Origin of the sequence: Saccharothrix sp. NRRL B-16348 (assembly GCF_001280085.1) — a bacterium.
GTDB lineage: Bacteria > Actinomycetota > Actinomycetes > Mycobacteriales > Pseudonocardiaceae > Actinosynnema.
On record NZ_LGED01000001.1, the window covers coordinates 404903 to 423038 of the forward strand.

At 71.3% G+C, this 18136-nt stretch carries 20 protein-coding genes; 8 read left to right on the top strand and 12 right to left on the bottom strand.

Translation table 11 applies throughout. The annotated features are described in order from the left end of the window. Nucleotides 1–61 precede the first annotated feature (61 nt). From ADK67_RS01985 to ADK67_RS01995, 3 genes are read left to right on the top strand one after another with little or no spacing between them, the layout of a single operon-like run. A complete protein-coding gene (locus tag ADK67_RS01985) occupies nt 62–1321 on the top strand; it encodes a glycoside hydrolase family 1 protein (protein ID WP_231647966.1) in 1260 nt (419 codons plus the stop codon). A 47-nt stretch (nt 1322–1368) separates the two neighbouring features. Then, entirely contained in the window at nt 1369–2541 is a 1173-nt protein-coding gene (locus ADK67_RS01990) for an MFS transporter (RefSeq protein ID WP_082403156.1), read from the top strand. A gap of 30 nt (nt 2542–2571) precedes the next feature. Then, nucleotides 2572–3363, top strand: a complete 792-nt coding sequence (locus tag ADK67_RS01995) for an SDR family NAD(P)-dependent oxidoreductase (RefSeq protein ID WP_053714583.1) — start codon at nt 2572–2574, stop codon at nt 3361–3363. A 277-nt stretch (nt 3364–3640) separates the two neighbouring features. On the opposite strand, the gene ADK67_RS02000 is transcribed toward ADK67_RS01995, so the two are convergent. Further along, nucleotides 3641–4003 (bottom strand): hypothetical protein, encoded by a 363-nt coding sequence (locus ADK67_RS02000; protein ID WP_053714584.1) that lies wholly within the window; start codon nt 4001–4003, stop codon nt 3641–3643. A 13-nt stretch (nt 4004–4016) separates the two neighbouring features. Beyond that, on the bottom strand, nt 4017–4364 hold the full coding sequence (locus tag ADK67_RS02005; RefSeq protein WP_053714585.1) for a hypothetical protein: 348 nt from the start codon (nt 4362–4364) through the stop codon (nt 4017–4019). Between the two features lie 252 nt (nt 4365–4616). On the opposite strand from ADK67_RS02005, the gene ADK67_RS02010 reads away from it, so the two are divergent. From ADK67_RS02010 to ADK67_RS02020, 3 genes are all read left to right on the top strand, one after another. Continuing rightward, nucleotides 4617–5939: a helix-turn-helix domain-containing protein gene (locus ADK67_RS02010; protein WP_231647967.1), complete on the top strand. Its 1323-nt coding sequence runs from the start codon at nt 4617–4619 to the stop codon at nt 5937–5939. 19 nt (nt 5940–5958) lie between these two features. Further along, nucleotides 5959–6849, top strand: coding sequence for an aminoglycoside phosphotransferase family protein (locus ADK67_RS02015; RefSeq protein WP_053714697.1), 891 nt, complete (start codon nt 5959–5961; stop codon nt 6847–6849). Nucleotides 6850–6945: 96 nt separating this feature from the next. Further along, complete coding sequence (locus ADK67_RS02020; RefSeq protein WP_082403134.1) at nt 6946–7239, top strand: hypothetical protein; 294 nt, start codon at nt 6946–6948, stop codon at nt 7237–7239. A 46-nt stretch (nt 7240–7285) separates the two neighbouring features. On the opposite strand, the gene ADK67_RS02025 is transcribed toward ADK67_RS02020, so the two are convergent. From ADK67_RS02025 to ADK67_RS02060, 8 genes are all read right to left on the bottom strand, one after another. Beyond that, complete coding sequence (locus ADK67_RS02025; RefSeq protein WP_053714588.1) at nt 7286–8080, bottom strand: NmrA family NAD(P)-binding protein; 795 nt, start codon at nt 8078–8080, stop codon at nt 7286–7288. A 97-nt stretch (nt 8081–8177) separates the two neighbouring features. Beyond that, the gene (locus tag ADK67_RS02030; RefSeq protein WP_053714589.1) at nt 8178–8957 is read right to left on the bottom strand and encodes a DUF3238 domain-containing protein; all 780 of its coding nucleotides are present in this window, start codon (nt 8955–8957) and stop codon (nt 8178–8180) included. Between the two features lie 31 nt (nt 8958–8988). Then, nucleotides 8989–9822 (bottom strand): CHAP domain-containing protein, encoded by an 834-nt coding sequence (locus ADK67_RS02035; RefSeq protein ID WP_053714590.1) that lies wholly within the window; start codon nt 9820–9822, stop codon nt 8989–8991. Between the two features lie 24 nt (nt 9823–9846). After that, nucleotides 9847–10347: a hypothetical protein gene (locus tag ADK67_RS02040; RefSeq protein WP_053714591.1), complete on the bottom strand. Its 501-nt coding sequence runs from the start codon at nt 10345–10347 to the stop codon at nt 9847–9849. A 120-nt stretch (nt 10348–10467) separates the two neighbouring features. Beyond that, on the bottom strand, nt 10468–11490 hold the full coding sequence (locus ADK67_RS02045; RefSeq protein WP_053714592.1) for a copper resistance D family protein: 1023 nt from the start codon (nt 11488–11490) through the stop codon (nt 10468–10470). Beyond that, nucleotides 11487–12050 (bottom strand): copper resistance CopC family protein, encoded by a 564-nt coding sequence (locus tag ADK67_RS02050; RefSeq protein ID WP_053714593.1) that lies wholly within the window; start codon nt 12048–12050, stop codon nt 11487–11489. Before ADK67_RS02050 ends, ADK67_RS02045 begins: the two co-directional genes overlap by 4 nt. Continuing rightward, entirely contained in the window at nt 12047–12802 is a 756-nt protein-coding gene (locus tag ADK67_RS02055) for a YcnI family copper-binding membrane protein (protein ID WP_053714594.1), read from the bottom strand. Before ADK67_RS02055 ends, ADK67_RS02050 begins: the two co-directional genes overlap by 4 nt. A gap of 48 nt (nt 12803–12850) precedes the next feature. Then, the gene (locus ADK67_RS02060; protein WP_053714595.1) at nt 12851–13375 is read right to left on the bottom strand and encodes a hypothetical protein; all 525 of its coding nucleotides are present in this window, start codon (nt 13373–13375) and stop codon (nt 12851–12853) included. 125 nt (nt 13376–13500) lie between these two features. Here ADK67_RS02060 and ADK67_RS02065 point away from each other — a divergent pair, with 125 nt between their 5' ends. Continuing rightward, nucleotides 13501–15150, top strand: coding sequence for a BCCT family transporter (locus ADK67_RS02065; protein WP_442974083.1), 1650 nt, complete (start codon nt 13501–13503; stop codon nt 15148–15150). On the opposite strand, the gene ADK67_RS02070 is transcribed toward ADK67_RS02065, so the two are convergent. After that, nucleotides 15131–15562, bottom strand: a complete 432-nt coding sequence (locus tag ADK67_RS02070) for a DUF6474 family protein (protein WP_053714597.1) — start codon at nt 15560–15562, stop codon at nt 15131–15133. The genes ADK67_RS02065 and ADK67_RS02070 overlap by 20 nt on opposite strands. A 107-nt stretch (nt 15563–15669) precedes the next feature. On the opposite strand from ADK67_RS02070, the gene ADK67_RS02075 reads away from it, so the two are divergent. Further along, on the top strand, nt 15670–17304 hold the full coding sequence (locus ADK67_RS02075) for a TM0106 family RecB-like putative nuclease (protein ID WP_053714598.1): 1635 nt from the start codon (nt 15670–15672) through the stop codon (nt 17302–17304). On the opposite strand, the gene ADK67_RS02080 is transcribed toward ADK67_RS02075, so the two are convergent. After that, nucleotides 17301–18053 (bottom strand): SDR family NAD(P)-dependent oxidoreductase, encoded by a 753-nt coding sequence (locus ADK67_RS02080; RefSeq protein ID WP_053714599.1) that lies wholly within the window; start codon nt 18051–18053, stop codon nt 17301–17303. The genes ADK67_RS02075 and ADK67_RS02080 overlap by 4 nt on opposite strands. Nucleotides 18054–18136 lie beyond the last annotated feature (83 nt).

An 18136-nucleotide genomic window follows, 5' to 3' on the forward strand; every position in this document is an offset into this window, starting at 1 on the left:
CTTCACTTCGCGGTGCAACACGCCTACGATCCGAATCACTTTCACGTTCTGGGAGGCTCGCTTGACCGTGCCGGATGACTTCCTGGGTGCAGACTTCGTGGGCGCCGACGACCTCCTCTGGGGCGTGTCGACCTCCGCCTTCCAGATCGAGGGCTCGTTCACCGCCGCCGGCAGGCAACCGTCCACTTGGGACGCGTTCCCGGCGTTCGAGGGGCACGACGCGTCCGTGGCGTGCGACCACTACCGCCGCTACCGCGAGGACGTCGGGCTGATGCGGTCCCTCGGCGTCGGCGCCTACCGGTTCTCCGTGTCGTGGCCCCGGGTGCTCGCGGGCGACCTGGTGTTCTACGACCGGCTGGTGGACGAGCTGCTGGAATCCGGCATCGCGCCCGTCGCCACGCTGTACCACTGGGACACGCCGCTGACCGTCGAGGAGGCGGGCGGCTGGCTCGACCGCGACACCGCGCACCGGTTCGCCGAGTACGCCGAGCGGGTCGCCGCCCGCCTGGCCGACCGGGTCGCGATGTGGATCCCGATCAACGAGCCCGCGATGGTGACGCTGCTCGGGTACGCCACCGGTCAGCACGCGCCGGGCAAGGCGCTGCTCTACGACGCCCTGCCGACCGCCCACCACCTCAACCTGGCGCACGGGCTCGCCGTGCAGGCGCTGCGCTCCGCCGGAGCGCGCGCTGTGGGCACGGCCAACAACCACACACCGGCCTGGCCCGCCACGCCGGCCGACGCGCCCGCCGCCGAGGCCTACTCGGAGCTGCACAACTGGCTCTACGCCGACGCGCAGCTGGCCGGCCGCTACCCGGACTCGCTGGCCGACCGCTTGCCGATCGTGGACGGCGACCTGGCGATCACCTCCGCGCCGCTCGACTTCTACGGCGTGAACTACTACAACCCGACCCGGCTGCGGCTGCCGTCCGAGGGCAACCCGCTGCCGTTCGAGCTGGTGGACATCGACGAGTACCCGAAGACCGCCTTCGGCTGGCCGGTCGTGCCGTCCGGGCTGTCGGAGATGATCTCCCAGTTGCGAGATCGATTTGTCGACTTGCCTCCCGTGTACGTGACGGAGAGCGGGTGCAGCTACCCGGACTCGCTGGAGGACACCGAGCGGATCGACTACCTGGACCGGCACATCGCGGAGGCGCTGAAGGCCGACGTGCGCGGGTACTTCGTGTGGTCCCTCATGGACAACTTCGAGTGGGACTCCGGGTACTCGCAGCGGTTCGGCCTCGTCCGCGTCGACTACGCGACGCAGGAACGCACGCCGCGTGCCTCGTACGAGTGGTACCGCGATCGGATCGGGAAGTGACCTCGGCGGCGTTGGCGGAACCGGTCGTCCCGGTCCGCCGGACGTGGATGACGTGGCTGTTCCTGGCCAACCTCGGGCTCTGGCTGGCCATCTACGCGCCCATCCAGGTGCTGCTGCCGCAGCAGGCCGAGCTGCTCGACTCCGCCGGCAAGGAAGCGGTGTTCGGCCTGGTCACGGGCGTGGGCGCGCTCGTGGCGCTGGTTGCGAACCCGTTGATCGGGCTGTCCTCGGACCGCACCACGTCCCGCTTCGGCCGGAGGCACCCGTGGACGCTGGCCGGCGCGCTCATCGGCGCCGCCGGCCTGGTGGTGCTGTCGTCCGCGTCCACCGTCGGGGTGATGGTGACCGGGTGGTGCCTGGTGCAGGCCGGGCTGAACGGGATGCTCGCCAGCCTCACCTCCGCCGTGCCCGACCGGGTGCCCGTGCGGCAGCGGGCCAGGGTCGGCGGGCTGGTCGGCGTCTCCCAGATGCTCGGCACGGTGCTGGGCGCGGTCGTGGTGACGGTGCTGGTCACCGGCCTGGCGAACGGCTACCTGGCGTGCGCGGCGCTGGTCGTGGCCGGTGCGCTGGCGTTCGTGCTGATCACCCCGGACGCCCGCTTGCCGCTCGCCGCCCGCCCGCCGCTGCGGTGGCGCGAGCTGTGGGTGTCGCCGCGGCGGCACCCGGACTTCGCCTGGGCCTGGTGCGCGCACTTCATGATCAACCTGGGCAACGCGTTCGGCACGCTCTACCTGCTGTACTTCCTCGGCGACGTGGTCCGGCACCCGGAACCCGAGAACGGCCTGCTGGTGCTGATGCTGCTCTACGGCGTGGCGCTGGCGATCGGCGCGTTCGCCGTCGGCGCCCACTCCGACCGCACCGGCCGCCGCAAGCCGTACGTGCTGGTGGCGGCCGGCGTGATGGCCGTCGCGGCGTTGCTGCTGGTCGCCTGGCCGACGTGGCCGGCCGCGCTGGTCGCCGCGCCGCTGCTCGGGTTCGGCTTCGGCGCGTACTGGGCGGTGGCGCTGGCACTGCTGACGCAGGTGCTGCCCGCCGCGTCGGACCGGGCCAAGGACCTCGGCGTGCTCAACATCGCCAACTCGCTGCCCCAGGTGATCGCCCCGCTGCTCACGACGTTCGTGCTGGCGTCGCTCGGCGGGTACCGGGGGTTGTTCGCCGTGTCGGCGGTCGCCACGCTGTGCGCGGCGGCGCTCGTGACCAGGGTCCGTTCGGTGGCGTGAGGTTCGTTCGCCTGCTTGAGGGGAGTTCGCTTGCGGTTGGCGGGTAAGACGGTCGTGGTGACGGGTGCGTCGCAGGGCATCGGCGCGGCGACGGCCCTGACGCTCGCGAGGCGCGGTTCGGTTGTCGTGCTCGTGGCACGCAGCGGTGAAGCGCTCGATGAGCAGGTCGAACGGATCACGGCGACCGGCGGGCGTGCGCTCGCCGTGCCGGCCGACCTCGCGGACGTCGACCGGATCCGCACGCTCGCCGAACGGGTGGTCGCGGAAGTCGGCGTGCCGGACGTGCTGGTCAACAACGCGGGCGTCGGCCGCTGGCTGTTCCTCGACGACACCCCGACGCCCGAACTGGCCGGGATGATCGCCCTGCCGTTCACCGCCGCACTGCACCTGACCAGGGAGTTCCTGCCCGGGATGCGGGCTCGCGGCTCGGGGCGGGTGGTCAACGTCAACTCGCCGGTGTCCCGCCTGCCGATCCCCGGCGCGACCGGGTACGCGGCGGCCCGCTACGCGTTGCGCGGGATGACCGCGGCGCTGCGGATGGACCTGCGCGGCACCGGGGTCGGGGTGAGCGAGGTCGTCCCGGGCAAGGTGAGCAGCCGGTACTTCGTGAACAACCCCGGCGCCGAGGAGCGGATACCGGCGCTGGCCAGGCTGATCCCGACCGTGACGCCGGAGGTCGTCGCGGCGCGGATCGCCGACGTGGTCGAGCGGGAGCGCGACGAGGTGGTGTTCCCGTGGCAGCTCAAGGCGTTCGACGTGGCCGGCCGGCTGTTCCCCGGGCTGACCGGGTACCTGACCTGGCGCACCGGCACCCACCGCTGACCCGCGGCACCACCCTGAGCACGTCGAACGGCCCTGATGTCCGCGCGGGAGGTGCGGACATCAGGGCCGAGTGGTGCCCGCGGACCAGTGTCGGTCGGGGAGGGAAGGTGTGCACAACACCGGCCCGCGGATGTCTGTGTAGTTGTCGTGCTGGTGGAGCTTTAGCTGGCCGGCGGTCCGTTCGTCGCGGTCGGGGGTTCGCACGTCCCGGACCGCCGGCCAGTAGGCGGGTGCTCGACCTGGTCGCGTCGGGGGAACGACAGGTCGGGACCGCCCGTTAGTGGGCTCGAACCACCATTCCCCGGCGCGAACGCGTGACAGGAGGCGTCACCGGCGCCGATCGGAGGTGGCGAGCCGGGCGCGGGGCCAAACCGCCCGCGACCAGGTGTTCGTACGCGGCGCGCCACACCGAGCAGGGGCTCTTCTGCTGCCGCCACCGTCCGGAGCACTCGGGGCAGTTGCCCTTCTCGTCCGGTTCGTGCGCGGCGAGCAGCGCCCGCCACCCCTCGGTCAGCCGAGGGAGCTCGGAACGTGCCACCGACAGGAGGGACGGGGCGTCGGCCTCGTTGGCCAGCTCTGTGAGCAGGTCCAACCGCTCCCACACCGCGTTGCGAAGAACTTGTCCGAGGATCTCGTCCACCGAAACGTCACCGTCACCTTTCCGCCTGCTCGGCGGCCTCACGTAGCGCGGCCCTGAGTTGTACGAGTTGGTCGGCCGAGAGGACCGCCGTCTCGCCGGGAGGACCGACCAGGACCACGCGGCCCCGGTCGACCATCACGGTGAGGCAGCGCTCCCGGTCGACCACGTCGCTGCAGCGAATCCGCCACCAGCGACGGTGCCCGGTCGTGCCGCGCCATCCGGAGTCGAGGTCGGTCGACTCCTGGACGGACAGGGGTGCCGGAGAGGCGTCGGTCGTGGCGACGGCAGGCGCTGCCGACCCACCAGGGGTGGTCACCGCCCGCTCGATCAGGTCCACGACCATGTTCCTCTCCGTGCTCACTCGCTTACCGGAACTTAGATTGCGATGATTCAACCCGGATCGGGACGTCATAGCGCTGGCCGGTGGCCGTTCCACGGTAAGCGGTCAGTGGAGTTCGGCAGGGCCGATCAGCCTCGCCGATCGGTACTTCTCGCAGTCGGGGGAGTGCCCCTACTCTGCCGTTGACGCCCAAAGGACTGTGAGGGGGCGCAATTGAACACCATCGGTTCGCCAAGCTCTCCTGTTACCCCAGACGTCTGGGACCAGCAGGAGATGCGTGACGCCCTGGCCAGACGAGAGATCAGCGCGGTCTACCGGCTGCTCCGACGGCACGGTGTCTCGCAGCGCCAGATCGCGGCGCTGACGGGCCAGTCGCAGTCCGAAGTCTCGGAGATCCTCAAGGGACGCCAGGTCATGGCCTACGACGTCCTCGCCCGGATCGCCGCCGGCTTGGGCGTCCCCAGGGGGTACATGGGCCTCGCTTACGACGAGGCCACGGCAGTGAGGGTGGCCGCCACGGCGGAGTCACCCCATTCTGAGGAGGACGAGTCGGTGAAGCGAAGGAAGTTCCTCGCGCACGCCGCCGCCATCACCGTCGGCGCGGCCGTGTTCGGTACGGACTCCGGGTCTTGGGCTTCGTCGCCCGCGCAGACTCCGGCCCCTGGCCGCATCGGCATGACCGACGTCCGACAGGTCGAAGCGGCCACCAGGGCGTTGCGCACGCTCGACTACCAGTACGGCGGCGGCTCGTGCCGCGACGCGGTGGTCGCCCAGCTCTCGTGGGGCCAGCAGATGCTCGGCGCGAACGCGACCGACCTGGTCAAGGAACGCCTGTACGTCGCGCTCGCCGACCTGCACAACCTGGCCGGGTGGACCTCGTTCGACACCGGCCTGTACGACTCGGCCCGCAACCACTTCGGCCAGGCGCTCGGCCTGGCGAAGCAGGGCCGCAAGGAAGAGCTCGTGGCCAACATCCTGTACCGGATGGGCCGCGTCTACCTGCACCAGAACGCGCCGGACGACGCGTTGAAGGTGTTCCAGCTCGGCCAGCTGGCCGCGCAGAACTCCGGCTCGGAACTCGCCGTCGGCATCCTGTGCGCCAACGAGGCGTGGGCCTACGCGAAGATGGGCTCCGACGACCAGGCGTTGAAGCTGCTCGGCCGGGCGCGCGACGAGTTCGCCCGCGCCAACATCGGCGAGGCGCCCGCGTGGGCGAAGTTCTTCGACGCCAACGACCTGTCCGCGATGATCGGCACCGTGCACACGGAGCTGGCGCAGACCGTGGACTCGAAGTACACGCGCACCGCGGTGCCCGCGCTGACCAAGGCCATCGGCGGGTACGGCGAGGACATGACCCGCAGCCGGTCGTTCAACCTCACGTCCCTGTCGATCAACCACCTGCTGGACGGCGACATCGACCACGGCGCGCGGCTCGGCCGGCAGGCGATCGAGCTGTCCGAGGGTCTGAAGTCGGTCCGCACGAAGGACCGGATGAAGCCGTTGCAGCACGAAGCCGAGAAGCGCCGGAACAACCCCGACGCCCGTGAGCTGGCCGAACGCCTTGCCAAGTTCACCGGCAACGACAGCGCGGCCTGAGCTGCGGGGAGTCGGGGTCCTGGACGGAAGGTTCACCTCCGCCGCGCTGACCGCCGTGCTGAAGCGGCTGTGCGCCGAACTGGGGTTGGCGCACCGCGGCGCGCGGCTGGTGAAGTTCACCAGCAACGCCGTGTTCGACCTGCCCGTGGACCGGGTGGTGGTGCGGATCGTCGGCTCGACGACGTTGCGCCACCGCGCGGGCAAGGTGGTCGAGGTCGCGCGGTGGCTCGCCTCGCACGACGTGCCCGCCGTGCGGCTGGTCGAGGGTGTGCGGCAGCCGTTGGCGGTCGGCGAGCACCTGGCCACGGTGTGGCACACGGTGCCGTCCGGCGGCAGGCCCGTCGACGGCCGTGACCTGGGCCGGGTGCTGCGGCAGGTGCACGCGCTGCCCGTGCCGGAGTTCGAGTTGCCGCGCTGGACGCCGCTGGACGACGTGCGCCGGCGCATCGCGGACGCCGAGGAGCTGTCCGCGCCGGACCGCCGGTTCCTGGAGGAGCGGTGCGCCGAGGCCGACGACCGCCTGGCCGAGCTGCGGACCGTGCTGCCGCAGGGCGTGGTGCACGGCGACGCGCACCTGGGCAACCTGATCGCCAGCCCGGACGGCCCGGTGATCTGTGATTTCGATTCCACCAGCGTCGGGCCGCGCGAGTGGGACCTGAGCACCCTGCCGGTCGGCGTCGCCCGGTTCGGCCACCCCGCCGAGTGGTACCGACAGCTGGCCGACGAGTACGGCTTCGACGTCACCCGCTGGGCCGGTTTCCCGGTGTTGCGCGAGGTCAGGGAGCTGAAGCTGACCACGAGCGTGCTGCCGATCATGCGCAGCCACCCCGGTGTGCGCGAGGAGTTGCACAGCCGGCTCAAATCGTTGCGCGCGGGCGACACCACGACCCACTGGACCCCTTACCGCTGAGACCGGGGCCTCGGGGGAACGAACCGGTAACGCTCGGCGCGCGTTCGACGAATGAGGCATCGAAGGATTGCGTGACGGGGTCGGCGAGGTGTGCGAGTGGTCGGGAATCTGCCGGTGTTGCGGCGTCGGAAGGCGAGGCGTGCCCTGCGCGCGGCCCGGATGCTGGACGAGGTCGTGGACACCCAGTTGCCGTTCCTGGCGTCGTTCGACGAGCAGCGGCGGGTCCGTTCGGCGACCTACCTGGCCGAACTGGTGAAGCTCGCGCAGGACTACCGGTACTTCGCCAACGGCTGGATCGACGCCAAGGAGCTCGAACGGCGGGGTCAGGACGCGATGGCGGCGCTGATCCGGCTTCGCGAGGACCCTTCCGCCCGACCGATCACCGACTAGGACGTTCGGCGCAGCTCGTCGCACCGAACGGACCACTCGCCGACGACTAGTCGTGCCATGCGCCTCCTTCCCAGGCTTGCGCCGCGTAGTCGTGGAAGCTCTTGGGCTCCCGTCCGGCGACCCGTGCGACGGTGTCGGTCGGCTCGCCGTCACCCAGCGCGGCCCACGCCCGGATCTGCTCTTCGGCCAGGTCGGCGGGCATGACGGCCCGGTAGTCGTCGGGCGTGCCGCGGAACTCGACCTGCCTGCCGGTGACCCGGGCGAGCACGTCGAGCGCCTGCGGGAACGACAGCGCCTCGGGCCCGGTGACCTCGTAGACCCGGCCCTCGTGCCCGTCCTCGGTCAGCGCGGCGGCGGCCACCGCGGCGATGTCGTCCGCGTCGACGAACGCCTGCTTCTTCTCCCCGAGGGGCAGCACCAGCTCACCCGCGAGCACCGAGGGCCGGAAGAACCCCTCGTCGAAGTTCTGGTCGAACCAGTCCGGCCGCAGCACGGTCCACCCGACGCCGGAGGAGCGCACCAGCCGTTCGGCGGCGAGCAGCCGTTCGTCGCGCATCTCCACCACGCCGCGGGTGGACAGCAGCACGAACCGCCGCACGCCCCGCGTCACGGCCTCGTGCACGAACTCGGGTTCGACGGGCAGCTCGTGGGGCGCCATCAGGTAGACCCGGTCGACGCCGGCCAGCGCGCCCGCCCACGTGTCGCGGTCGGACCAGTCGAAGCGCACCTCGCCCCGGCGTGACGCCCGGCGCACGGCGTGGCCCGCCGCGGAGAGCTGCGCGGCCACCCGCCTGCCCGTCGAGCCGGTGGCTCCCAGCACCAGGATCGGTAGATCAGCCATGAATCGACCCAACCACAGGGGTCCGACATTCTCGCGGTGGCGCGACCCGGTGAGAGGGCTGAGGGGAGTCGGCGCGTCCACCGACTCCCCTCACCGCTCACCGGGGGATGCGGTAGCGGTGCAGGCCCTTGCAGACGGCCTCGCCCACGTAGTCGACCAGGCAGTTCGGCGAGGTCAGCTTGTGCGAGAAGATCAGCCGGTGGCTCTTCTTCCCGTTCGAGTAGGTGTCCTCGCGCCACAGCTCGTGGTTCGGCATCTTGTCGTGGCTGCCGACCACCTCCGTCCGGCCGTCGCGGTGGACGGTCATCACGACGGTCCAGTCGATCGCGGCGACCGCGCTGCACCACGGGTTGGTGGCCGCGTGGGTGACGGCGATCTGGCCCTTGGTCGAGCTGACCCTGGGCTCGCCCTCGACCCGGATCCCGTCGTCGTTCGCGGTGCGTGAGTCCTCGTAGACGAACTTCCCGCCCACCTTCGCGTACCGCGCGGTCGGGTTGATCTTGTGCCGCTCGCCCCACTTCTTCTTCTTGAAGTCGAACGACAGCACGACCTGGGTGCGGAACTGCCCCGACTTGAACGCCGGGCCGACGCGGTTGTCGACCCCGTTCCACCAGTCGGCCTTCTTCTTGCCGTCCTTGCCGAAGTTGTGGCAGCCGACGTCCGGGGTGTCGATGTAGCCCTGGGGCGCGATGGAGCCGCCCTTCGGGATGTAGGTCTCGTAGTAGAGCTCCGACTTGACGATCTTCGGCGCGGGCTTGGCGGACGCGACGGGCTCGATCTCCGGGCCGTCCGCGACCACCGCGCCGACGGCGGCGATCCCCAACACGGCGGCCATCGCCAAGGCCGTGCGCGCGGCGGTGCTCTTGAGGCTGATCAACTCATTGCTCCTGGGTGTCGAGCGGGTGTGGTCAGTTGTCGAAGCCGAGGGACGTGGCGACCTGGCTGCCGTCCAGGACCACGGGGCCCTCCGGCTCGACCTGGCCGGGCTTGGTGTCCTGGGAGGATTTCTTCGCCTGGGGCTTCTTCGGCTGCGGCTTCTTGGTGTCGACCTTCTTCTTGTCGCCCTTCTTGGCATCGCTCTTCTTGTCCGGGTTCTTCTTGTCCGGGTCCGCGGACTTCTTCGGCTTCGGGTTCTTCTTCTCGACGGGCGAGGCGTAACCGGTGACCTGTGCCTTCTTCGGGTCGATCGTGACCTTGCGGATCTTGTCGCCGCTGTTGCCCGAGACCACCGTGATCTTGCCGGTCTTCTTGTCGACCTTCGTGACGATGCCGACGTGGTCGTTGTCGAAGTCCCGGTCGTTGAGGCGGTAGGTGACGGCGTCGCCGGGCTTGACGTTCTTGACGCCCGCACCGCTCTTCCACGTCTTGTTCTTCTGGCCGTAGTCCTTGAAGCTCTTGGCCGCCGAAGTGACGCCGTCGGTCTTCACGCCGCTCTTGTTCCAGACGTGCTTGGTGAAGTCCGCGCACCACGCCTGGCACTTGCCGCCTGGGCTGTAGGCGTTGCAGTTGTCGCCCTTCTCGTAGTTGCGCTTGCTGTTCAGCTCCTTCTCGGCGTTCTCCACGATCTGGCGGCGGGTCTCGTCGTCGGCCTGCTGGGACGTGCTCTTCTTGGCGGCGACGAGTTCCGGGTCGGCGGAGGCTGATCCGCGTTCCGTGGACATGCCCAACAGGGCCACGCCGATCACCGCGGCGGTGATGACGACGATTCGGGCGACAGCTTTTTTGGGCACGGTGAAGTGCACGATGTCTCCTTGTTGATCGGGATTTCAGAAGCTCGCGGACGCGGGCAGGGTGGTGAAAGGGCCGTCGGTGTCCGGGCCGATCCAGGTGTACCGCTCCGAGGTCTCGGCCGGCTCGATCGGCTGGTACTCGAACGGCGTTCCGGACGGGCGCTCGTACCGGAATTCGATCGGCGCTTCGTACGGCAGTTCGTACGGCAGTTCGTACGGCTCGGGCCGCACGAAGTCGCTCACGGCGGCGGGTGCGGGTTCCGGTTGTGGTGCCGGCTCGGGTTCGGTGGCCGGTGCCACGTCCAGCGGTTCCTCGACCGGCACGTCGGCTGGTGCCTCCGCCGGTTCCTCGACCAGGTCGGCGGGGGCGTGCGCCGAGGGCGGCTCGGCCACGGTCGACTCACCGCCCTGCTGGTGGCCCAGCAGGAACGCCGCCACCACCGCCAGCGCGAAAGCGGCGAACACGAGCAGCGCGTTCGTCGGATCTTGGCGTGACGGCGCGGTGCGGCTGCGGCCGGTGATCTGTCGGCGTGGCATCTCCAGGCCCCTTCTCGTCGGGATCGGTCGTGACCGACGCAATCCGTTCGAGAGGGGGGTGACAAGGAAACGGGGTGTCCGGGACAGTCCCGAACACCCCGACCGTGACGTTCGACCAGGTCAGGCGACCTGCGCGCGCGAGAGCACGACCGCCAACCCGAAGGCGATGCCCATGATGGCCAGTTCCACCGCGGCCCAGCCGACGATCGCCGTCGTCTTGTGCTGGGCGATGTGCGGCAGGAACCGCCACCGGATGTTCGCGCCCAGCACCGCCAGCAGCGCGGCGCACACGATCTTGCCGACCAGGACCAACCCGTACGACGTGGTGAACAGCGAACCCGGCAGGCCGACGACGGGGTTGAGCGCGAGTTCCAGCAGCCCGTTGAACAACCCGGTCACCGAGACGAGGATCAACGCGATCGTGGCCAGCTTGGAGAACTTGGGCAGCGCCTCGGCCAGCAACCCGCGCCGGTGCGCGACCAGCGCGACCAGCGCCGCCAGACCGCCGGTCCACGCCGCCGCGCCGAGCACGTGCAGCTCCATCGAGATCATCGAGTAGTCGTGGTACTTCCAGTTCGACGCGTGACCGGTCACCGGCAGCGGCAGCAGGCCGAACATGGCGATCAGGATGCGCAGCTCCGCCGGCACCGACTCGCCGCGGCGCACGGCCATGACGCCGATCCACAGGTACACCAGCGCGCACACCGCGCTGAACAGCAACCCCTGCCCGGCGCCGACGCGCTGCACGTAGTCGACGACCATCGGCATGGTCAGTTCCGCGTCCGGCCGCGTCTCGTACGCCCGGATCACGATCGACAGCAACGCGGTGAACGCCCACACCGCCGCCGCGACCACGGCGGCCGGCCGGGCGATCCGCAGCACCGGTTCGGTGATGGCGGGCCGGCTGAACCCGAGCAGCTTCGGCAGCAGCGAGAGGCCGACGACGATCGTCGCGGCCAGGTCGAGCAGGGTCCGCACCAACGGGTGGCCGAACCGGACCACCACCCCCGGCTCGGCCACGCCCACCGCTTCCGGTGTGGTGGACAGGCCGAAGCCCAGGAGGACGCCGACGGCGCCGCCTGCCAGCAGGCCGCCGACGACCCAGTACCTGTTCGTCGTGGTGGTGGTCCGGTTCACGGTCATCGCCTGGTGCTCTCCTTGGCGCTGTCCGCGCCGCCGCGCAGCGCGAGGAACGCGCCACCGGCCAGCAGCACGGCCGCGCCGACGATCCACACCCAGATGGGCACGCCGCCCGCGCCGGACGAGGTCGAGGCCGGGTCCTGGGCGGCCGACTCGGCGGCGGGCGCGGGCGTGCCGCTCCCCGCCTTCGTCAGGGTGAACTTGAGCGAACCCGTCACCGGGTGCCCGTCCGCGGAGAGGATCCGGTAGCCGACGGTGTACTCGGCGGCCGGGCCGAGCGGGCGGACCGGGAAGACGACGCTGTTGTTCTTGACCGTCGGCTCGCCGGCCGCTTCCCAGCGCGTGCCCTCGGGCCCGGTGACGGTGATCGTGTTGAACTTCTCCCCGGCCTGCACGGCCTGGTCGAAGGTCAGCGTGATCGCCGCCGGTCCGGCCTCCAACCGCGACCCGTCCTTCGGGTCGCTGCTGACCAGCACGTTGTGCGCGAACGCCGGTGCGGCCGTGCCGAGCACGACCGCGCCGGCGACCAGGCCGGTCAGCAGCAGCGAGACGACGCGCCTCATGCCGTCGGCTTGCCCGCGCGGCGGGACCGCAGCACGGCTCCCGCACCCAACCCGAGCCCCAGCGCGCCGACGGCCAGGCCGACGCCGCCCAACCAGCGGGCCGTGTCGTCGGTCGTGCCGGCCGCCGTGTCGTGCCCGTCGTCGGCGACCGCCGTCGCGGTGGCCGTGCCGTGCGCGTCGCCCTCGGTCTTGGCGACGAGCTTCAGCACGGGCGCGGGGCGTTCCGGCTCGTCGGCGCCCTCGGCGGGCGGCGGCGCGTTCCAGTCCACGACCTCGCCGCTGTCGTAGGTCTGCTTGGTGGGCAGGACCAGCTGGTCGGTGTTGTCCGGCAGCGGCCCGACGGACAGGTCGAACTCGTTGAACTGGCCGGGCTCGATGCGGCTGCCCGGGTCCGCGGTCCACGTGACCGTGCGGACGGCCTCGGTGACCTCGCGGCCGTGGCTCTTGACCGGCGTGGCCAGCTTCTCCTTGACCGCCACGACCTTCCAGCCGGGCGTCGGCTTGGTGCTGACCGAGGCCAGCGGGTACTCGGCGGGCAGGGTCAGCTCCAGCTTGACCGTGCCCGCGTCGGCGCGTTCGTTGGGCACGCGCAGCGTGACCTTGGTGTACCCGCCCTGGACGGCGTCCTTCGGCGTGGACGCGGTGACGTGCGCGGACGCCAGGCCCGTGGTGGTCAGCGCGAGGATCGCGGCGGCGCCGAGCACGGCTCCGCCCCTGGCGAGCGTGCGCACGCCAAATCGCTTTGTCGACATGAAGTTGTGGCTCCTGAGACCTGAGGTGTGTTCGGGGGACTCGGGTGATCAGGAACCAGGGGGACCGCGGCGGCCGTGCACCCGCCGCAGCACCACGTCGACCAGCGCGTTCGCCGTCGACGACGGGGTGGGCGCCCACAGCGCCGCGGCCGGCACGACCGGCACGTGCGGCGGCGGCAGCAGCCGGGTCACCACGGCGACCAGCGCGTGCAGCGCGGCGTCGGCACGGGCCAGCAGCAGGCCGGTGAGCAGGGCGGCGACCACGTGCGCGGCGGTCATGGCGGTCGGGCTGAACCCGAGGCCCGGCCCGTCGGCGGCGTGGTGGCCCAGGGTGAGCAGCGCGTGCTGCCCGAGTTGCGCGACACCCAGCGTGGCGAGGACCGTCGCAGGACCACGCCACCGCTCGGCCAGCGCCGTGCCCGCGAACGCGACGAGCAACGTCAGCGGCAGCGCGGGCGCGAACTCGGTGACCGAGCCGCCCGCCGCACCGTGCGCGGTGACGCTGAGTGCCGACGAGGTGACGGCCAGCAGAACGGCCCGCGCGAGGCGGGTCGGTGCTGGCCGGCTGGTCACACCTCAAAGAGTAGGAGGTCGAGCGGCCCTCGCGTGAGTCCCCACGGTTAAGCGTGGGTTTGCCCTACTCCGAACGGGGGTATTGGGTACCCGTGACGACCGAGAGTAAACCTGTCAAAGAGCCCTTGCCCGGTGATCCGAAGGCGGATCGACCAGGGCGCACGGACCGTGTGGTGTTCGGTGTCGCCGCGGCTGTCACGCTCGCGTTCGTCGCGTGGGGCATCCTCGGCACGGCATCGCTGGCCACCGCGTCGAAAACGGCCCTGACCTGGATCATCGGCAACCTGGGCTGGGCGTTCGTGCTCAGCGCGTCGGGCTTCGTGCTGTTCGCCCTGTGGCTCGCGGTCAGCCGCTACGGCCGCATCCCCCTCGGCCGCGACGACGAGCCTCCGGAGTTCCGCACGATCTCGTGGGTCGCGATGATGTTCAGCGCGGGCATGGGCATCGGGCTCATGTTCTACGGGGTGAACGAGCCGCTGTCGCACTTCGTGAAGCCGCCACCCGGCACCGTCGAGGGCAGCACGGACCAGGCGGTGCAGACCGCGATGGCCACCACCCTGTTCCACTGGACGCTGCACCCGTGGGCGATCTACGCCGTCGTCGGCCTGGCCATCGCCTACGGCAGCTTCCGCCGCGGTCGCAGCCAGCTGATCAGCGCGGCCTTCGCGCCCCTGCTCGGACGGCGCCGCGTCGAGGGGCCCGCCGGTCGGGCGATCGACGTGCTCGCGATCTTCGCCACGCTGTTCGGCTCGGCCACGTCGCTCGGCCTCGGCGCGCTCCAGATCGGCAGCGGCCTGCAGGTCGCGGGCTGGCTGGGCGAGGTCGGCAACGGCATCGTGGTGGGCGTCATCGCCGTGCTGACCATGGCGTTCGTCGCGTCGGCGGTGTCCGGCGTGGCCAAGGGCATCCAGTGGCTGTCCAACATCAACATGGTGCTGGCCGTCGTGCTGGCCGCGTTCGTGTTCGTGGTCGGGCCGACGGTGTTCGTGCTGAACCTCGTGCCGACCGCGATCGGCGACTACTTCCGCGAGCTCGCCGACATGGCCGGCCGCACCGCCGCGTCCGGCGGCGACGCGACCGAGACGTGGCTGTCCGGCTGGACGATCTTCTACTGGGCGTGGTGGATCTCGTGGACGCCGTTCGTCGGCATGTTCATCGCCCGCATCAGCCGCGGCCGCACGATCCGGCAGTTCGTGGCCGGCGTGATCGGCGTGCCCAGCCTGGTGAGCCTCGCGTGGTTCTGCGTGTTCGGCGGCACGGCGATCTTCGTGCAGCGGTCCGGCGCCGACCTGGCGGGCACGGCCTCCCCGGAGGGCCAGCTGTTCGGGCTGCTCGACCAGTTCCCGCTGGCCTCCGTCGCCGGCGTGGTGGTGATGGTGCTGGTGGCGATCTTCTTCGTGTCCGGCGCGGACGCCGCGTCCGTGGTGATGGGCACGCTGTCGCAGCGCGGCTCGATCCGGCCGGCGAAGGGCGTCGTCGTGTTCTGGGGCGTGCTCACCGGCCTCGTGGCGGCGGTGATGCTGCTGGTCGGCGGGTCGAGCGGGCTGACCGGCCTGCAGAACCTGACGATCATCGCCGCGCTGCCGTTCATGCTCGTGATGGTCGGGCTGTGCGTGTCGCTGGCCCGTGACCTGCGCAGCGACCCGCTGATCCGGCGGGAGGAACGGGTCGCCGAGGTGATGGAGGAAGTCACCGCGCAGTACGACCCGGCCGACCCCAACCCGGAGGAGACCGCCTTCCGGACCGTGGAGGAACTCACACGCCGAGGCGTTTGAGCAGGTCGGCTTCCATCGCGTCCAGGTCGACCGAGACGGCGCGGTGCGCCGCCTTGCGCCGCGGTGCAGGCATCCGCTCGGACGCCCGCACCGCGGCCAGCAGCTGCGCCAGCCGCTTCTCGGTGTCCTGGACGTAGGTCGGCTCGGTGTCGCGGAGCTGGGTGAGCGCGTCGGCGAACCCGGCGATCCGGGCGTGCAGCCGCGCTCCCTTGCCCGAGTACCTGGTCAGCTGGTCCACCGGCACGCCGAGCCTGGCCGCCCGGTAGTGGTCGTAGCGGTCGCTCAGGAGCGCGGCGGCCCGGGCCGCGACCGGCGCCATCACCGGGATCAACGCCGGCGCCAACACCTTGGCCACGCCAACGAGGTTCTTCGCCCTGCCCGGGGTGAACCCCTTGCTCTTCTCACGCGCCATGGCCGCACCTCCTCTGCCCCTGACCCTAGAGCCGTTCCGGCAAAAGATCGACTCGACTCCGCGAGGTTGCCGGTACACCGACGCGCCCGGCGTCATACGCTGCACCGGTGACTTCCCAGGTGCAGCTCGACGCCGGCGTGGTCACTCGTTGCCGGCGGCGGGTGCACCTCGAACACGATCCGACCATGCGCGACGTGCCCACGCTGCCGCCGGATCCGACCGGTCAGCAGCGCAAAGCCGACGCGAACGAGCACCGGCGCGCCGTCGCCACCGCGCTGGGCCGGGCCGTCGGGTCCGACCTGATGGAGATCCCGCAGGACGTGCCGTCGGCCGACCGCGAGCGCGTCACGGCCGCCGCGATGCAGGCCGGCGTGCCGTACATCTGGGGCGCGGCGCTGCCGCGCGACCCGAGGGGCGGCCGGCGCGGCGGCATCGACCTCCTGGTGAAGGAGACGACCGGGTACGTGCCCGTGCTCGTGGTCCGGCACAAGGTCAGCGACCCCGGCCAGGGCGCGCGCACGTCACCGCTGTCGCACCCGCTGCCGGGCGGCGCGCGGGTCGACCCGCTGCGCAAGGTCCGGCCCCAGCCGCGCGACCAGCTCCGGCTGGCGCACGCCCAACGGCAGCTCCAGGCGTCCGGTTTCGCCGCGCAGGGCCGCGCGACCGGCGGCGTGATCGGCATGGACGCCGACGTCGTCGTGTGGCACGACCTGGAAGCGCCCACGTGGCCGGGCGGCAAGAACGCCCTCGCCGAGTACGACACCCGCTTCGCCGACCGGCTGGCCGTGGCGTCCGCCGCCGCCACCGGCGCCGACCCGCAGGCCCGCGCGTCCCGGATCGTGGAGTGCCGCAGCTGCCCGTGGTGGCCGGTGTGCGAGACCGACCTGAAGACCGCGCGGGACGTCAGCCTCGTCGTGCGCGGCGAGGACGCCGTGGCGCTGCGCAAGGTCGGCGTCGGCACGGTCGACGAACTGGCCGCGCTCGACCCGGACGAGCAGGTCATCCCGCTGGTCGGGATGCTGCACTCGGACGCGGTCATCCTCGCCCGCGCCTGGCTGCGCGACCTCACCGTGGTGCGCCGCGTGTCCCGCATGGAGGTGCCGCGCGCCGACGTCGAGGTCGACGTGGACATGGAGAGCTTCGGCGACCTCGGCGCGTACATGTGGGGCTGCTGGCTGTCCGGGCAGGACGTGGGCGAGGAGCACGGCTACCGCGCGTTCGCCACCTGGGACCCGCTGCCGTGCGCGGACGAGGCCCGGTCGTTCGCCGAGTTCTGGGGCTGGCTCACCGGCGTGCGGCTGCGCGCCCGCGCGCGTGGCCTGTCGTTCAAGGCGTACTGCTACAACGAGCTCGCCGAGAACCGCTGGCTGCTCGGGTCGGCCGAGCGGTTCAAGGGGCAGCCCGGCATCCCCACCGTGGCGCAGGTGCGGGAGTTCATCACGTCCGACTCGTGGGTCGACCTGTTCGGCATCGTGCAGGACCAGTTCCTGTGCGCCCACGGCAAGGGCCTGAAGACCATCGCCCCGGTCGCCGGTTTCCGCTGGCGCGACCCGGAGGCGGGCGGCGAGAACTCGATGCGCTGGTACCGCGACGCCGTCGGCATGGACGGCAAGTCGCCGGACCCCGCCCAGCGCCGCAGGCTGCTGGAGTACAACGAGGACGACGTCCGCGCCACCCACACCCTGAGGCTGTGGATGACGTCGGACGCCATGGACGACCTCCCCTTCGCAGGGGATCTCTAGCGCGGCGCCATGCGCAAGGCACCGTCCATGCGGATGACCTCGCCGTTCAGGTAGTCGTGCTCCACGATCGTGACGGCCAGCTGCGCGTACTCCTCCGGCAGCGCCAGCCGCTTCGGGAACGGCACGCCCGCCGCCAGGCCCGCCCGGAACTCGTCCGACACGGTCGCCAGCATCGGCGTGTCCACGATGCCCGGCGCGATCGTCATCACCCGCACGCCCACCGACGACAGGTCGCGCGCCGCGGGCAGCGTCATCCCGACCACGGCGGCCTTCGACGCCGCGTACGCCACCTGCCCGATCTGCCCGTCGAACGCCGCGATCGACGCCGTGTTGATCACCACGCCGCGCTGCCCGTGCGCCAGCGGCTCGGTCTTGCCCATCGCCGCCGCCGCGAGCCGCAGCACGTTGAACGTGCCGACCAGGTTGACGTCGATGACCTTCCGGTACAGGTCGAGCGGGTGCGGGCCGGACTTGCCGACCGTCCGCGTCGACGGGCCGATGCCCGCGCAGTTCACCACGACCCGCAGCGGCGAGCCCGAACCGGCGGCCGTGTCGACGGCGGCCTGGACGTCCTCCTCCGAGGTCACGTCCGCCGCCAGGTAGGTGACGCCCTCGACGTCAGGGGCGTCGTCGGTCGAGAGGTCCAACGCGAACACCGCCGCACCACGTGCCGCCAACGCCCGCGCGGTCGCGAGGCCCAGCCCGGACGCGCCGCCGGTGACGATCGCCGCGGTACCCGAGATCTCCATACATCCTCCTGTCCTGGGACCAGGAGGTTAACGGTCGTTCAGCCCCCGGCGCTCGGAGAAGTGGAGCAATGCGACCAACGGCA

Bases quoted from the DNA above. Each gene is read 5' to 3' on its own strand.
- ADK67_RS01990 (WP_082403156.1), top strand. From the start codon at position 1,369: ATGACGTGGCTGTTCCTGGCCAACCTCGGGCTCTGGCTGGCCATCTAC.
- ADK67_RS02010 (WP_231647967.1), top strand. From the start codon at position 4,617: ATGCGTGACGCCCTGGCCAGACGAGAGATCAGCGCGGTCTACCGGCTG.
- ADK67_RS02025 (WP_053714588.1), bottom strand. From the start codon at position 8,080: ATGGCTGATCTACCGATCCTGGTGCTGGGAGCCACCGGCTCGACGGGC.
- ADK67_RS02040 (WP_053714591.1), bottom strand. From the start codon at position 10,347: ATGCCACGCCGACAGATCACCGGCCGCAGCCGCACCGCGCCGTCACGC.
- ADK67_RS02045 (WP_053714592.1), bottom strand. From the start codon at position 11,490: ATGACCGTGAACCGGACCACCACCACGACGAACAGGTACTGGGTCGTC.
- ADK67_RS02050 (WP_053714593.1), bottom strand. From the start codon at position 12,050: ATGAGGCGCGTCGTCTCGCTGCTGCTGACCGGCCTGGTCGCCGGCGCG.
- ADK67_RS02055 (WP_053714594.1), bottom strand. From the start codon at position 12,802: ATGTCGACAAAGCGATTTGGCGTGCGCACGCTCGCCAGGGGCGGAGCC.
- ADK67_RS02070 (WP_053714597.1), bottom strand. From the start codon at position 15,562: ATGGCGCGTGAGAAGAGCAAGGGGTTCACCCCGGGCAGGGCGAAGAAC.
- ADK67_RS02080 (WP_053714599.1), bottom strand. From the start codon at position 18,053: ATGGAGATCTCGGGTACCGCGGCGATCGTCACCGGCGGCGCGTCCGGG.